The organism is Geodermatophilus sp. FMUSA9-8, assembly GCF_037034165.1.
Classification (GTDB): domain Bacteria; phylum Actinomycetota; class Actinomycetes; order Mycobacteriales; family Geodermatophilaceae; genus Geodermatophilus; species Geodermatophilus nigrescens.
Window position 1 is genome coordinate 313,358 of record NZ_JBAGKE010000004.1, and the last position, 15,256, is coordinate 328,613.

The window sequence follows — 15,256 nt, forward strand, 5'->3', positions numbered from 1 at the left end:
CCGGAGCGGTGCCGGTCAGGGCTCGAGCAGGGCGGCGAGGTCGGCGGCGATCGTCGTCCACGACCAGCGCCGCTCCACCCACGCGCGCCCGGCGGCGCCCATCGCCCGGGCCCGCGCCGGGTCGTCGAGCAGCGCGGTCACCGCGGCGGCCACCGCCTCCGGGGACCGCGGGGCGCGCACCACGGTGCCCGACTCGCCGTCGAGCACCGCCTCCGGCGCCCCGCCGGACGTGCCGGCCACCACCGGCAGGCCGCACGCGGCGGCCTCCAGGTACACCATCCCCAGGCCCTCGACGTCGAGGCCGCCGCGGCGGGTGCGGCAGGGCATGGCGAACACGTCGCCCGCGGCGTAGTGCTCGGGCAGCTGCGCGGGCGGCACCGCGCCGGTCAGCACCACCGCGTCCCCGAGCCCGCGGGCCGCGCGCCGCAGCCGGGCCTCGTCGGGACCGCCGCCGACCAGCAGCAGCCGGGCGCCGGGGTGACGGGCGAGCACCCGCGGCCAGGCGGCCACCAGCACGTCCTGGCCCTTGCGCGGCACCAGGCGGGAGACGCACACGACCACCGGCGCGTCCCCCAGCCCGTACCGGCGGCGGACCGCCGTCCCGTCGGCGGCCGGGGTGAACCGGTCGACGTCGACACCGGGCGACAGCTGCGCGAGCCGCGTCCGCCCCTCGAGCGCCGGAGCCAGGCGGCCGCGGGTGTACCCACTGATGTAGGTGACGACGTCGAGGCCCCCGGCGATCCGCTGCACCAGCTGCCGGGCGACGGGCAGGGCGACCCAGCCGGTCTCGTGCCCGTGCGTGACGCCCACCAGGCGCCGCGCCCCGGCGGCGCGCAGGCCCGGGGCGAGCAGCCCGAGCGGGGCGGCCGCCCCGAACAGGACGGTGTCGCAGCCGTGCTCGCGGACGAGCGCCGCCGCGGCCCGGGCGGTGGCCGGGGTGGGGAGGAGCATCGACGTCCGCTGCCGGACGACCGGGTAGGGCAGCTGCGCGTCGTACGCCTCCCAGCCGGGCGAGCGCGAGGCGAGCACCACCAGCGACCCCGGCGGGCGGCGCTCGAGCAGCGCGGCGACGAAGGTCTGGATGCCGCCCTGCCGCGGCGGGAAGTCGTTGGTGACGACGAGCGTGCGGCTCACCGGCCGCCCGGTCCGAGCCAGTCCTCCGCCATCGCCACCCGCTGGGCCGTCGTCGGGTGCGAGCCGAAGAACCACTGCCAGGCCGCGGGCGGGCTGGGGTCGGAGAGGTTGGTCTCCCCCAGCCGCTGCTGCATCGCCACGAACGCCGCGGCGTCGCCGGTGAGGTCGAGGGCGTGCAGGTCGGCGCGGGCCTCCACGTGCCGCGAGACGAGGTTCTGCACCGGGGTGGCCGCCAGCGTGCCGACGGCGCTGAGCAGCAGCACCAGCGGCACGACCCGCGGGTCGCCGGCCGACCCCGCGCCCGCCCGCCGGAGCAGGGGCGGCCACGACAGCAGCCAGCCGAGCAGCGCCACCGCTCCCGCCGCGCCGAGGGCGCCCATCAGCGTGCCGGTGAGGACGTCGTCGGTGGCCACGTGTCCGAGCTCGTGGGCCACGATCGACTCGATCTCGTCGTCGGGCACGTCGGCGAGCAGCGTGTCGTAGAGGACGACGCGGCGCGTGGAGCCGAACCCGGACACGTACGCGTTGAGCGACGTCGTCCGGCGGGAGGCGTCGGCCACGAGGACGTCCTCGACCGGCGTGCCGCTCTCCTCGGCGAGCTCCAGGACGTGGGTGCGCAGCTGCCCGGCCGGGAGCGACGCGAAGCTGTTGAACGCCGGCTCGATCACCACCGGGTAGAGGAAGGAGCCGGTGACCACGAGCGCGGCGGCGCCCGCCGACGCCCACGCCCACCAGGTGCGCGGCGCCCGCCGGGCCAGGGCCACGAGGGCGAGCAGCCCGAGCGCGGTGAGGCCGGCGTCGATGGCGGTGTTCACGGCCACGTCGCGCAGCCACAGCCCCCACGACCGGGTGGACAGGCCGTAGCGGTGCCGGACCACCTCGCCGTACGCGCTGATCGGCAGCGTGGCCAGCCGCCCGGCGAGCAGCAGGACCACCGTGGCGGCCAGGACGGTCAGCGGCCACCGGCGGCCGTCGGCCCGGCCGAGCGCGCCGACCAGCCGGCTGCCGAGGCGGGTCAGGCCGAACAGGGCGGAGACGGCCAGGCCGAGCAGGAGGTTGGCCAGCGAGGCGGGACGCAGGTCGCCGGCCAGTGCCTCGGCGCGGCGCACCACCTCGGCGGGCAGCCCGGCGTCGTCGCTGACCGGTGCGGCCCCGCCGGGCGGGGGAGGCAGCACGGTCCACGGCGTCCGGACGGCCACCACGACGACGAACGCCGCCCCGAGCACCGCGGCGACGACGAGGGCGGCGCGGCGGGCGGTCCAGGTGCGGGCCGGCGCGGGGCCGGTGCGGTCCTCCTGGCGGGCCCTGCTCACGCCGCCGCCCAGCCCACCCGGCCGATCCTAGGCGGGCGCCGGGACGGACGGCCCGTGCCCCGGACGCGGCGAGGGCCGGGGACCCGTGCTGGGTCCCCGGCCCTCACCGGTGAGGTGCTGGAACGGCCCCCTCCCGGGTCCCGCGCCGAGCTCGCGAGGCGTGGGGAGGAAGGGGTCCTTCGTCAGGCGATGCGGCGCATCGCGGTGATGCCGCCCATCGAGTCCACGGACACGACCTTCACCGGCACACCGGAGGTGGAGGCGTGCACCATCTGGCCGTTGCCGATGTACATCGAGACGTGGCTGACCGGGCTGTAGTAGAAGATCAGGTCGCCCGGCTGCAGCTGCGACCGCGTGACCGCGGTGCCCATCTGCGACTGCATGCGGCTCGAGTGCGGGAGGCTGATCCCGGCCGCCGCGTAGGCGTACTGGGTCAGGCCCGAGCAGTCGAAGGCGTTCGGCCCGCCGGCGCCCCACACGTAGGGGTCGCCGACCTGCGCCAGCGCGGTCTGCACGGCGGCCTGCGCGGCGCCGCTGCCGCCACCGGCCGCCGCCACCGGGGCGGGCTGGGCCGCCGCGGCCTGACCGGCGGCCTGCGCGACCGGGGCGCTCTCGCCGGTGCTGCCGCCGGCCGCCGCGGGGGCCGCGGCCTCCTCGGCCTCGCCGGCCTGCTGGGCGGCCAGGGCGGCCGCCTGCTGGGCGGCGGTCAGCGCGGCGAACTGCGCCTGGTAGTCGGCGATGTCCTCCTCGAGCCGCGCCTCCTGGGCGCTGAGGTCGTCGAGGGTGCGCTGCGCGTCGGCCTCGGCGGCGTCGGCGTCGGACTGCGCCTGCTGGGCGGCCGCGGCAGCCTCACCGACCTCGGCGAGCACGTCGGTGGTGTGCCCGGCGATCTGGTCGAGGGTGGCCAGCGAGTTGACGAAGTCGTCGGCGGAGTCGCTGGTCATCAGCAGCTCGAGGCCGGCGAAGGTGTCGTTGCCGCCGGTCCACGCGGTGCGGGCGACCTCGCGGATCTGCCCGTCGAGGGCCTGCAGCTGGGCCTGCGCGTCGGCGAGCGCCTGGTCGGCGGCCGCGGCGGCGGCCTGCTGCTGCAGGACGGTCTCGCGGGCCTCGTTCACCTGCTCGGAGACGGCCTCCAGGCGGCGGCCGGCGTCGGCGGCGAGCTCGGCGGCCTGCTCCGGCGTGGTGGCCCGCTCCGGGTCGGCCACGGCGGTGCCGGGCAGGAGCGTCACGGTCAGCGCGGCGGTGGTGCCGACCAGCGCGACGCGGCCGAGGAGACGGCGGCGGGAGGGGCGGTGCGCCCCCGCGACACGGGCGGTGCTGCGGGACGCGGACTGTTCACGGGCATGCCCCAGGGAGGGGCGGGGGGTCGCCACGGGCGGCGGCTCTCCGTTCTTCCTCAGCTACCGCCTACCGAGTTAGCTGACGGGTTCGGGCTGGGAAGACGTGCCCTATCTCTGGACCCCGGCGGACCGGTGCCCGTGAGAACTCACCCCAGTGCTGCGGTGGGTCCCCGGCTCACCTGGCGCACACCCGGGGGCGGCGTCCGGTGACTCGGCGGTGACCGGCCGAGGTCACCTCGCAGTGGGTGACGACCACCCGGCCGGACGCGGCCACAGTACGGACGTGATGCAGATGTGACAAACGCGGACCCCGGGAACTGTGAGAACACACACGGTGAGCAGTCGCGCCACTCCGGTGCGCGCCTGCCCGGGCCGTCACCTGCGTCTCAGCCGGTGCGGCGGCGCCCACCCGGACGGGCCTCCCCCGCCGGCCGGTGACGCAGCGGAGGCACCAGGCCGCCGTCGGCCAGGGCGCGCACGGCGCGGCGCTCCACGTCGTCGAGGTCGACCACCACGCCCGCGAGGGGCGCGGCGGCGTCGTCCGTGGCGCGGGCGGTGGCGGCCGGGACCGGCGGCACCGGCAGCAGCACGGGCTCGGTGCCCAGCTCCGCCGGCGGCGCGCCGAGCAGCACGGTGACGACGCAGTCGGCGCAGCCGGTGCCGCGCACGGTGCACGAGTCGCAGTCGATGAGCATGGCGGTGTCCCTCCGGTGCCCCGCCGCGCGCCCGGGAGACCGGGCGGCGGACGGGACGGGTCTCCCTGTCGGTTGGCCGGCACGCTAGGGACGGCCACCGACAGTCCCGGCTCAGCTGCCCGCGTACTCCCAGTGCCAGGGCTCCTCGCGGCCGTTGCCCGGGTCGGCCCACGTGGGGTGCAGCCAGCCGAAGCGGCCGGCGTTGGCGACCATCCACGCGTACTGCGGGGTGCCGAAGGTGTCGATGCCACCGCACAGGTCCACGGCCAGGCCCCAGCCGTGGTTGCTGGTGCCGGGCACCGCCGCGAGCGCCGGCTTCTCCCCGTAGAGCCGCACCTGCGAGGCGTAGGTGCGGTAGGAGTCGGTGATGCAGACCGGCCCGCCGAACGCCGTCGCGTAGGCGGCGCTCATCGCCCGCCAGGCCGCCGCGGCGTCGCAGCGCAGCGCGTGCGACCCGACGCCGATCGGGCACAGCGCGCTGGGCGGGATCAGGCCGTTGGGGTAACCGCCCCACGAGCGCCCCTCGACGGAGCTCGGCGGGTAGACCGTGTTGCCGCACTCCACGCGCAGCGCGCCGCCGGTCGGGCCCGGCGGGGCCACCTCCGCGCGCCGGCCGAGGCTCGGCCGGCCGACGTGCAGCACCTGGTCGGCCGGCAGCCGGCGGACGACGACCGCGCCGGCCCGCCCGTCGGCGGCCAGCATCGTCTGCCCGTCGAGGGCGATGCCCACGTGCCCGAGTCCCGACTCCGGCGTGCCGAGGAACACCAGGTCGCCCGGCAGCACGTCGGCGAGGTCGACCGGGGTCGTCACCGCGAACAGCCCCGCCTGGTCGCCGGGCAGGTCGATCCCGGCGTCGCGGTAGACCGTCGACACCAGCGACCCGCAGTCCCAGGAGTCGGGCCCCGCCGTCCCGGGCGCGTACGGCCGGCCGAGGGCGTCCATCGCGGCGGTGACGGCGGCCAGCGTCTCGGCCGGGAGCACCAGCAGCGACGTGGGCTCCCGGGGGGACTGCGCCGCCCCGCGCTGGGCGCCGCCGGCCGCGGCGCCGACCGGCAGCAGCCCGCCGGGCAGCCCGGCCGCGGGGTCGAGCAGCACCGACGCCGGCGGGGCCGCGACCCCGGCCGCCGCGAGCTGGTCGAGGTACGCACGCCAGTTGGCGGCCGTCTGGCGGTTGACGTCGGCCTGCTGGCGCTGCAGGTCCGACAGCTGCCGGTCGACGTCGCCGAGGGCCACGTCGAGCTCGTCGGTGACCGCCTCCGCGCTCGCCTGCAGCTCGGCCACCTGGCCGGACAGCCGGTCGGCCCGCTGCTGCGCCTCGGCCAGCGCGGCCTCGGCCGCCGTCCGGTCGGTCACCGCCGCCCGGCGCTGCTGCTCGGCGGCGGTCACGGTGGCGGCGGTGTGGTCGTCGACGGCCTCGAGGTAGCCGAGGGCGGCGACGACGTCGCCCGGGTCGGCACCGCTGAGCAGGACCGACAGCGGCGTCAGCGCACCGCCGTCCCGGTAGGCCGCCGAGGCGTAGCGGGCGACGACGGCCTGGTACCGCGCCAGCTCGCCCTCCGCGGCGGTGACGTCGGCACGGGCGGTGTCGGCGTCGGCCTGCGCGGCGGCCAGCGCCTGCTGCGCCGCGGTCACCTCGGCCTGCCGCTGCCGCAGGTCGGCCTGCACCTCGGCGGCGCGCTGCTGCAGCCGGTCCAGTGCCGCGCTGTCGAGGGTGCCGCTGGTGCCGCCGGGCTGGTCGCTGGGCGCCGCGGCGGCGGGGCCGGCGAGCGCGACCGCCAGGACCGCGGCGAGGGCGGCGACGCCGAGCGACGTCGCGCCGCGCCGGGACCGCGCACGCATCGGACCACCCTCACTGGACCGGACCCCCCTGGCCCGCCGGGCGATCGTCGTCCGGGCCGCGTCCGTGCCGCAACCGGTGCGGGCGCGCCTCCCCCGCCCGGGCGAGGACACGCCGGGCGCCGCGTCGGGGAGCCCGTCAGGACCCCCTCCCGGGAGCCGCTCCGGGACCGCCTCGGGGACCGCCTCCGGCAGCACCACCGGGGCCGCCTCCCCGGGACTGTCCGACCCCCGGCCTACCGTCCCGCCGTGCTCTTCCCCGCCAGCGGGGCCGGTTCCCGGCCGCCGCGACACGAGCAGGCACCCGCCCACGGCGACCGCCCGCTCCCCCGCACCCGGCCGGTCCCGCACGAGCCGCTGCCCTACGTGCAGGCGACGATCGACGAGCTCGGGACGCCGCTGGCCGGCGTCACCTTCGTGGTGGTCGACCTCGAGACCACCGGCGGGTCCCCGAAGGACTGCGCGATCACCGAGATCGGCGCGGTGAAGGTGCGCGGCGGGCAGGTGCTCGGGGAGTTCCAGACGCTGGTCGACCCGGGCTGCGAGGTGCCGCCCTACATCAGCGTGCTCACCGGGATCACGACGGCGATGGTGGCCACCGCGCCGCGCATCGACGCGGTCCTGCCGGCCTTCCTCGAGTTCGCCCGCGGCGCCGTCCTCGTCGCGCACAACGCCCCCTTCGACCTCGGTTTCCTCAGGGCCGCCTGCGAGCAGACCGGCACCGCCTGGCCCGCGGCCGCCTCGGTCGACACCGCCGTCCTGGCGCGCCGGCTGCTCAGCCGCGACGAGGTGCCCAACTGCAAGCTGGTCACCCTCGCGCCGTTCTTCTCCGCCACCACCTCGCCGTGCCACCGGGCGCTCGACGACGCCCGCGCGACCGTCGACGTCCTCCACGGCCTGTTCGAACGACTCGGCCCGCTCGGGGTGACGTCGCTGGAGGAGCTGACCGGGCTGACCCGGCAGGTCGACCCGGCGCGCCGCCGCAAGCGCCACCTCGCCGAGACCGTCCCGCACGGCCCCGGCGTCTACGTCTTCCGCGGCCCGCGCGACGAGCCGCTCTACGTCGGCACGAGCAACGACCTGCGCACCCGCGTGCGCAGCTACTTCAACTCCAGCGAGCAACGCAGCCGGATGACCGAGATGGTCGCCCTCGCCACCCGCGTCGACGCCGTCCCGTGCGCGCACGACCTGGAGGCCGCCGTCCGCGAGCTGCGGCTGATCGCCGAGCACAAGCCGCGCTACAACCGCCGGTCCCGCTTCCCCGAGCGGGCGCTGTGGCTGCGGCTCACCGAGGAGCCCTTCCCCCGGCTGTCGGCCGTCCGCCGGACGCGGCCGGGCGCCGGGGTCTTCCTCGGCCCGTTCGCCGACCGGCGCGCCGCCGACATGGCCATGGCCGCCGTTCACGAGGCGCTGCCGCTGCGGCAGTGCACCTCCCGGCTCTCGCCCCGGGTGACCACCAGCGCCTGCGCGCTGTTCGGGATGGGCCGCTGCGGCGGGCCGTGCACGGGCGCGCAGTCGGTCGCGGAGTACGCCCTCGTCGCCGAGGTGCTGCGCGCCGCCGTCGCCGGTGACCCGGGGGCGCTCGTCGGGCCGCTGCTCGAGCGGGTCGACCGGCTGGCCGACGAGGAGCGCTACGAGGACGCCGCCGTGCTGCGCGACCGGGTCGCCGTGCTGGTGCGCGCCGTCCGCCGCCGGCAGCGGCTGGAGACGCTGGCCGCCGTCCCGGAGTTCGTGCTGGCCCGTTCCGACGGCGCCGGCGGCTGGCACCTGACGGTGGTGCGCCGCGGCCGGCTGGTCGCGGCCGGCGGCGCACCGCGGGCGACGTCGGTGCGCGACGCGCTGGCGCTGCTGCGGGCCACCGCGGAGACCGTGCCGGGCCCGGACGGCGAGCTGGCCGCCTCCGTCGACGAGACCGAGCTGGTGCTGCGCTGGATGGAGAAGCCGGGCACCCGCCTGGTCGAGGTCGACGGCACACTGGCGTGCGCGGCACCGGGCACGGGCGGCTTCAGCGGCTTCCTGGCCCGCGTCGAGGCCGGGCGGGCGCTGCGCGACCCGTTCGCCGACGGCCGCCAGCTCGGCACCCGGTCCCGGCCCGACCGCGTCGTCGTCGCCTGAGCGCCCGCGGGGCGGCGCCCCCGCGGCTAGAGTCCGGCAGCGTGATCACCGCCATCGTGATGGTCGACGCCGCCACCGACGCGATCCCCGAGGTGGCGGCCGCGATCGCCGACCTCGACGGCGTCAGCGAGGTCTACTCGACCGCCGGCGAGGTCGACCTGATCGCGATCGTGCGGGTCCGCGAGTTCGAACAGGTCGCCGAGGTGATCGCCGGGCGGATCAACAAGGTCCCCGGCGTCCTCGAGACCGAGACGCACATCGCCTTCCGCGCCTACTCCCGGCACGACCTGGAGGCCGCGTTCTCCGTGGGGCTCGAGAACGCCGACTGAGCCGGCGTCAGGCGCCGGCGGCCGCCCGGCTCACGTCCACCCAGCGCGCCAGCAGCGCCGCCGCCCGGCCGTCGTCGACGGCGGCCGCGGCCCGCTCGAGGCCGGCCGCCAGCACGTCGGGCAGCTCTCCGCCGCGCTCGTCGAAGGCGGCCAGCGCCGCGGCCGCGTTGAGCAGCACCGCGTCGCGCACCGGCCCCCGCTCGCCGTCGAGCACCCGGCGGAACACGTCGGCGTTGTGCGCCGGGTCCCCGCCGCGCAGCGCGTCCGGGCCGGCCGGCGCGATGCCGAGGGCGGCCGGGTCGACCGTCCCCGCCGTCACCGCGCCGTCGCGGGCCACCCAGACCCGCGACGTCGTCGCGGTGGTGAGCTCGTCGAGGCCGTCGTCGCCGCGGAAGACCAGCGCGCGGGCACCCCGGTCGGCCACCACCTGCGCCAGCACCGGGGCCATCCGGGCGTCGGCGCAGCCGATCGCCGCGGCCACCGGCCGGGCCGGGTTGGTCAGCGGGCCGAGGAAGTTGAAGACCGTGCCGATGCCCATCTCCCGGCGCGGCGCGGCGGTGTGCCGGTAGCCGGGGTGGAAGACCGGCGCGAAGAAGAAACCGATGCCGGCCTCCCGCACGCAGCGGGCCACCGCGGGGGCCGGCAGGTCGATGACGACGCCGAGCGCCTCGAGCACGTCGGCCGCCCCGGACGACGACGACGCCGCCCGGTTGCCGTGCTTGGCCACCGGCACCCCGGCGGCGGCGGTGACCACGGCGGCCATCGTCGAGATGTTGACGGTGTGCGCCCCGTCGCCGCCGGTGCCGACGATGTCGACGGTGGCCACCGGCAGGTCCACCGGCGTCGCCCGCTCCAGCATCGTGGCGGCGAGCCCCGCGACCTCGGCCGGCGCCTCGCCCTTGGCCCGCAGCGCCACGGCGAAGCCCGCGATCTGGGCGGCCGTCGCCTCCCCGGTCATGACCTCGCGCATCGCCCAGGCGGTGTCGTCGGCGCCGAGGTCCTCACCGGCCAGCAGGCGCGTCAGCAGGCCGGGCCACGTGGGTCCGGCAGCGGTGCGGGCGCTCACCGGCGGGCGGGACGGCGCAGCGGCGGCCGGGCCGCCCGCTCGCGCAGCAGCCCGGCGACGACCTGCGGCGCGGTCAGCGGGTCCACCGGCAGGGCCAGCGTCGCGTCGGCGCGCGACCAGTGCGCCAGCCAGCGGTCGGGCTGGCGGGCGATGAGCACGCACAGCGCGGGACGGTCGGCGACCTCGACGGTCAGCTGCCGCGACAGCGCCAGGCCGCCGGTCGGCTGCGCCTCCCCGTCGAGGACGCAGAGGTCCACCCCGCCGCCGTCGACGGTCTCGACGACGTCCTCGCCGGTGGCGCACTCGATCCAGGTCAGCGGCCCGACGTCGGGTGCCGGGCGGCGCCCGACGGCGGTGCGGACGGCCTCGCGGACCTCCGGCCGCGAGCTGTAGACCAGGACGGTCGCCGGCCCAGCGCTGATGCCATCGCTCACACCCGGCAGCCTAGTGCCCACGGCCGTCCCGCCCGGGGGGACGCGACCCCGTCCGGGGGACGGTCTCGGACCGGTCACGGCCCGGGCACGCCGTGCCACCCACGGTCGGCCCGTGTCGCCGGCCGATGCCATGATGGGCAGCGTGACAACGGCCCCCGTGGCGAGCAGCACCTTCGACACCTCGCGGGTGCACTCCCTGACCCGACCGAACATGGTCAGCGTCGGCACGATCATCTGGCTCTCCAGCGAGCTGATGTTCTTCGCCGGGCTGTTCGCCATGTACTTCACCGCGCGGGCGCGCGCGACCGACGGCTGGCCCCCGGAGCCGACGGAGCTGAACCTCCCGTACGCGCTGTTCTTCACCCTGATCCTGGTGGCCTCCTCGGTCACCTGCCAGATCGGCGTGTTCGCGGCGGAGAGCGGCAACGTCTACGGCCTGCGCCGGTGGTTCACGATCACCTTCGTCATGGGCCTGGTCTTCGTCCTCGCCCAGGCCAACGAGTACCGCGTGCTCGTCACCGAGCACGGCACGACGATCTCCAGCTCCACCTACGGGTCGGTCTTCTACCTGACGACCGGCTTCCACGCGCTGCACGTCATCGGTGGCCTCGTGGCCTTCGTGTACGTGCTCATCCGGTCCACCATGGGCCGGTTCACGCCGGCACAGGCGACCTCGGCGATCGTGGTCTCCTACTACTGGCACTTCGTCGACGTCGTGTGGGTCGGGCTCTTCGCCACGATCTACCTGATCCGCTAGGGAACCGGTGTCCACCACGAACCCCCAGTCCGAGACCCAGGCCGACGAGGTCGCGCCGCGGTCCCGCTGGTCGCGCCGGCGCCCCGCCGAGGGCACCCCGGCCGCGGCCGCCCGCGCCCGGCGCCGCTCCAAGCAGCGCCGCCGGCTGGCCAACGTCGCGGGCCTGATGGCCGCGCTGGTCCTCACCGGCGCCGTCTACTCGACCCTCGCCCCCGGCGCCCAGGCGGCCGACGAGGGCAGCGAGTCCAGCGCCGAGGCCGCCGGCCGCGAGCTGTACGAGCGCAGCTGCATCAGCTGCCACGGTGAGAACCTCGAGGGCGTGCCCAACCGCGGGCCCTCGCTCATCGGTGTCGGCGAGGCCGCCGTCTACTTCCAGGTGCACACCGGCCGCATGCCGCTGATCCGCCAGGAGGCCCAGGCCCCCGACAAGCCGGCGATCTTCTCCGACGAGGAGATCGACCAGCTGATGGCCTACGTCCAGGCCAACGGCGGCGGCCCGACCCTCCCGTCGGGCGACCTGCGCGACGGCGACCTGGCCGCCGGTGGCGAGCTGTTCCGCCTCAACTGCGCCCAGTGCCACAACTTCGTCGGTGAGGGCGGCGCGCTGTCCTCGGGCAAGTACGCGCCGAGCCTCGAGGACGCCAACGACCTCGAGATCTACACCGCGATGCTGAGCGGGCCGGAGAACATGCCGGTCTTCGGGGACAACCAGCTCACCCCCGAGGAGAAGCGCTCGATCATCAACTACGTGCAGACGATCACCGACATGCCGGACCCGGGTGGCGCGGGCATCGGCCGCATCGGCCCGGTCAGCGAGGGCCTGGTCATCTGGGTCGTCGGCGTCGCGGCCCTGCTGTTCGGGATCTTCTGGATGGGGAGCAAGGCGTGACCGCCAGCAACACCCGCCCCGGCACCACGGGCGGCGCGGACGTCCCCGGCCCGCTGCACGGCGGCCCGGACGACGACTACACCCCGGAGCAGCTCGCCGCGCTCCCCCGCGAGGAGCTCGACCGCCTCGGCGCGCGCTACGACGGCGTCGAGATCCTGCACGTCGAGCCCGGCCCCGAGCCGGGCTCGGCTCTGGAGAAGCGCGCCGTCCGCCAGGTCGGCACCATGTTCGCCCTGGCCGGCCTCTCGGCGTTCGCCTTCGTCGTCGTCTACGCCGGCGCCGGCTGGTTCCTCCCCAACTGGGAGTGGCAGCTCGGCAGCAGCACCTGGAGCGTGCTCTACACCCCGCTCCTGGGCCTGACGATGGCGCTGGCCTTCACCTTCTTCGGCGTGGGCCTGGTGCTCTACACGAAGAAGCTGCTGCCGCACGAGACCGCGGTGCAGGACAAGCACGACGGCTCGCACTTCGACCGCGTGACCACCGGCGCCACGCTGGTGGGCGGCCTGCACAACTCGGGCCTCAAGCGGCGCAAGCTGATCACCCGCAGCCTCGTCTTCATGGGCGGTGGCCTCGGCCTGATGCTGCTGGCCCCGCTCGGCGGTCTCATCAAGAACCCGAACCGCGGCAACCCCCTGGGGACGACGTCGTGGGCCGAGGGCGTGCGCCTGGTCCGCGACGACGGCACCCCGATCCGCCCCGGCGACCAGGAGCCCGGCTCGCTGGAGACCGTCTTCCCGGCCGTCCCCGGCGGCAACCGGCAGACCGACGCGGCGACCATGCTCATCCGCCTCCGCCCGTCGCAGCAGGCCGATGCCAGCTTCCGCGCCGGCCAGGAGGACTTCGGCTACGGCGACTACGTCGCCTACTCGAAGATCTGCACGCACGCCGGCTGCCCGGTCTCGCTCTACGAGCAGGAGACCAGCCGGATCCTGTGCCCCTGCCACCAGTCGCAGTTCGACGTCACGCAGGGCGCGAAGCCCGTGTTCGGGCCCGCCACCCGGTCGCTGCCGCAGCTGCCCATCGCTGTCGACGACGAGGGCTTCTTCGTGGCGCGCAGCGACTACATTGAGGCCGTGGGTCCCACTTACTGGAACCGGGAGCGCATCTGATGGCTCGCACCGCCACCGCACCGGGAGCGCCCAAGACGCTCGCGGGCAGGGCCGCTCTCGAGGTCGACGACCGGCTCATCGTCGCCGGTCCGCTGCGCAGGACGCTGAACAAGGTCTTCCCCGACCACTGGTCGTTCCTGCTCGGGGAGATCGCGCTCTACTCGTTCATCATCCTGCTGCTGACCGGCACGTACCTGACGTTCTTCTTCCAGGCCTCGATGACCGAGGTCGTCTACGACGGCTCGTACGCGCCCCTGCGCGGTGTCGAGATGTCGATCGCCTACGCGTCGACGCTCGACATCTCCTTCGACGTCCGCGGTGGTCTGCTCATCCGGCAGATCCACCACTGGGCAGCGCTGCTGTTCATGGCGTCGATCGTCTGCCACATGCTGCGGATCTTCTTCACCGGCGCCTTCCGCCGGCCGCGCGAGACCAACTGGCTCATCGGTGTCGCGCTGCTGATCCTCGGCATCTTCGAGGGCTTCGCCGGCTACTCGATGCCCGACGACCTGCTCTCGGGCACCGGCCTGCGGATCATGTCGGCGATCATCCTGTCGATCCCCGTCATCGGGACCTGGGCCCACTGGGCGGTCTTCGGCGGCGACTACGTCGGCGACCTGATCGTCGGGCGGCTCTACATCGCCCACGTGCTGATCATCCCGGCGATCATCCTGGGCCTGATCGCGGTGCACCTGCTGATCCTGGTCAAGCAGAAGCACACGCAGTTCCCCGGCCCGGGCCGCACCGAGCACAACGTGGTCGGCAACCGCCTCTTCCCGACCTTCGCCGGGAAGGCCACCGGCCTGCTGCTCGTCGTCTTCGGCGTCTGCGCCGGCCTCGGCGGTCTGGTGCAGATCAACCCGCTGTGGCTGTGGGGCCCGTACAACCCGGCCCAGGTGTCCTCGGCGTCCCAGCCCGACTGGTACGTGATGTTCCTCGACGGCTCGACGCGTCTGTTCCCCGCCTGGGACATCTACCTCCCGGGGAACTACAACATCCCGGCACTGTTCTGGCCGACCGTGGTGCTGCCCGGCATCATCTTCACGCTCCTGCTGGCCTACCCCATGCTCGAGCGGAAGCTGACCGGCGACACCGCGTCGCACCACCTGCTGCAGCGTCCCCGCGACGTGCCCGTGCGCACCTCGCTGGGCCTGATGGCCATCACCTTCTACGTGGTGCTGCTGCTCTCGGGTGCCAACGACGTCATCGCCGACAAGTTCGACATCAGCCTGAACGCGATGACCTGGATCGGCCGCATCGGCCTGATCATCCTGCCGCCCATCGCGTACGTGCTGACCTACCGGATCTGCCTCGGTCTGCAGCAGCACGACCGCGAGGTCCTCGAGCACGGCATCGAGACCGGTGTCATCCGCCGGCTGCCCCACGGTGAGTTCATCGAGGTGCACCAGCCGCTCGGCCCGGTCGACGAGCACGGCCACGGCCAGCTGGCCTACGGCGGCGCTCCGGTGCCCAAGAAGATGAACCAGGTCGGTGGCGCCCGCCGCGCCATCCGCGGGTTCTTCTCGCCGATCGAGGAGCCGCGCGCGGTCGAGCTCGAGCAGCGCGGTGAGGAGCGGGGCCTCGCTCCCGCCGACCCGCACCGCGAGCTGACCTCCAGCGGTCGCCCCTCCGAGGGTGGCCGCCCCTCCGAGGGCGGTCGCCCGTCCGAGGGTGGCCGGCCGCAGGAGCCGCGCGACTAGTCGCACCAGCACGAACAGCAGGGCCCCGGTGGATCTCCACCGGGGCCCTGCTGCATGTCGGGGGCAGGACGCCGGGACCAGGGACGCCAGGAGCGGGGGCACGCGGCCGGCGAACGGTGCCCGGGAAGCCCTCCCCCACCGCCGGCGCGCCCGCTCCCGCACTCACCGGCCGGTCGACGCTCCACCCGGCACCCGGCACCCGGCACCCGGCACCCGGCACCCGGCACCCGGCACCCGGCACCCGGCACCCGGCACCTGGCGACCGGAGGCTCGGGCCGCCCACGTCGGGACTCCCCGCGCGACCGCGCCGGGGGCTGCGCCGCCGTGGCGGCTCCCGCGCGGAGTCCCAGGTGCGACGAGCCCGGGACGGAGCGCGGGCGTGGGCGGGAGGGCGGCCGCCCACGGCCCCAGCGCCCGCCTGACGGCACCGCGCCGGGACCAGCGCAACGAGCCCGCCGAAGGGCCCACAGACCGTGCGCGGGCCCGGTGGTGGCCCGGCACCGCGGCGCGCCTGCCCGCCGATGCCCGGGCCGTCAGCG

General features: G+C 75.9%; 13 protein-coding genes and 1 riboswitch. Of the genes, 6 read left to right on the top strand and 7 right to left on the bottom strand.

Translation table 11 applies throughout. The features are described 5' to 3' along the window. Nucleotides 1–15: 15 nt before the first annotated feature. The 5 genes from WA616_RS11265 to WA616_RS11285 all read right to left on the bottom strand — a co-directional run bounded on the left by WA616_RS11265 (nt 16) and on the right by WA616_RS11285 (nt 6,321). A complete protein-coding gene (locus WA616_RS11265) occupies nt 16–1,134 on the bottom strand; it encodes a glycosyltransferase family 4 protein (protein ID WP_336029805.1) in 1,119 nt (372 codons plus the stop codon). Beyond that, nucleotides 1,131–2,447: a M48 family metallopeptidase gene (locus WA616_RS11270; RefSeq protein WP_336029807.1), complete on the bottom strand. Its 1,317-nt coding sequence runs from the start codon at nt 2,445–2,447 to the stop codon at nt 1,131–1,133. Before WA616_RS11270 ends, WA616_RS11265 begins: the two co-directional genes overlap by 4 nt. A gap of 182 nt (nt 2,448–2,629) precedes the next feature. Next, the gene (locus WA616_RS11275) at nt 2,630–3,820 is read right to left on the bottom strand and encodes a C40 family peptidase (RefSeq protein ID WP_336029808.1); all 1,191 of its coding nucleotides are present in this window, start codon (nt 3,818–3,820) and stop codon (nt 2,630–2,632) included. A gap of 16 nt (nt 3,821–3,836) precedes the next feature. Next, a riboswitch (cyclic di-AMP (ydaO/yuaA leader) is annotated at nt 3,837–4,014 on the bottom strand. Nucleotides 4,015–4,173: 159 nt separating this feature from the next. Further along, a complete protein-coding gene (locus WA616_RS11280; protein WP_336029810.1) occupies nt 4,174–4,482 on the bottom strand; it encodes a hypothetical protein in 309 nt (102 codons plus the stop codon). Nucleotides 4,483–4,593: 111 nt separating this feature from the next. Continuing rightward, nucleotides 4,594–6,321: an NlpC/P60 family protein gene (locus tag WA616_RS11285; RefSeq protein ID WP_336029812.1), complete on the bottom strand. Its 1,728-nt coding sequence runs from the start codon at nt 6,319–6,321 to the stop codon at nt 4,594–4,596. A gap of 246 nt (nt 6,322–6,567) precedes the next feature. Here WA616_RS11285 and WA616_RS11290 point away from each other — a divergent pair, with 246 nt between their 5' ends. Continuing rightward, on the top strand, nt 6,568–8,433 hold the full coding sequence (locus WA616_RS11290; protein WP_336029814.1) for a DEDD exonuclease domain-containing protein: 1,866 nt from the start codon (nt 6,568–6,570) through the stop codon (nt 8,431–8,433). Between the two features lie 41 nt (nt 8,434–8,474). Further along, complete coding sequence (locus tag WA616_RS11295; protein WP_073422361.1) at nt 8,475–8,762, top strand: Lrp/AsnC family transcriptional regulator; 288 nt, start codon at nt 8,475–8,477, stop codon at nt 8,760–8,762. A gap of 7 nt (nt 8,763–8,769) precedes the next feature. Here the strand turns inward: WA616_RS11295 and trpD are convergent, their stop codons facing one another. Both trpD and WA616_RS11305 read right to left on the bottom strand, forming a co-directional pair. Then, nucleotides 8,770–9,828 (bottom strand): anthranilate phosphoribosyltransferase, encoded by a 1,059-nt coding sequence (gene trpD, locus WA616_RS11300; RefSeq protein ID WP_336029816.1) that lies wholly within the window; start codon nt 9,826–9,828, stop codon nt 8,770–8,772. Then, complete coding sequence (locus tag WA616_RS11305) at nt 9,825–10,262, bottom strand: hypothetical protein (protein ID WP_336029817.1); 438 nt, start codon at nt 10,260–10,262, stop codon at nt 9,825–9,827. The genes trpD and WA616_RS11305 overlap by 4 nt, the downstream gene beginning before the upstream one ends. A 133-nt stretch (nt 10,263–10,395) precedes the next feature. Between WA616_RS11305 and ctaE the strand changes: the two genes are divergently transcribed. From ctaE to qcrB, 4 genes are read left to right on the top strand one after another with little or no spacing between them, the layout of a single operon-like run. Further along, on the top strand, nt 10,396–11,019 hold the full coding sequence (gene ctaE, locus WA616_RS11310) for an aa3-type cytochrome oxidase subunit III (RefSeq protein ID WP_336029952.1): 624 nt from the start codon (nt 10,396–10,398) through the stop codon (nt 11,017–11,019). A gap of 7 nt (nt 11,020–11,026) precedes the next feature. Then, nucleotides 11,027–11,908: a cytochrome bc1 complex diheme cytochrome c subunit gene (gene qcrC, locus WA616_RS11315; protein ID WP_073422359.1), complete on the top strand. Its 882-nt coding sequence runs from the start codon at nt 11,027–11,029 to the stop codon at nt 11,906–11,908. Further along, complete coding sequence (qcrA, locus tag WA616_RS11320) at nt 11,905–13,017, top strand: cytochrome bc1 complex Rieske iron-sulfur subunit (protein WP_336029819.1); 1,113 nt, start codon at nt 11,905–11,907, stop codon at nt 13,015–13,017. Before qcrC ends, qcrA begins: the two co-directional genes overlap by 4 nt. Then, a complete protein-coding gene (qcrB, locus tag WA616_RS11325; protein WP_073422358.1) occupies nt 13,017–14,717 on the top strand; it encodes a cytochrome bc1 complex cytochrome b subunit in 1,701 nt (566 codons plus the stop codon). Before qcrA ends, qcrB begins: the two co-directional genes overlap by 1 nt. Nucleotides 14,718–15,256 lie beyond the last annotated feature (539 nt).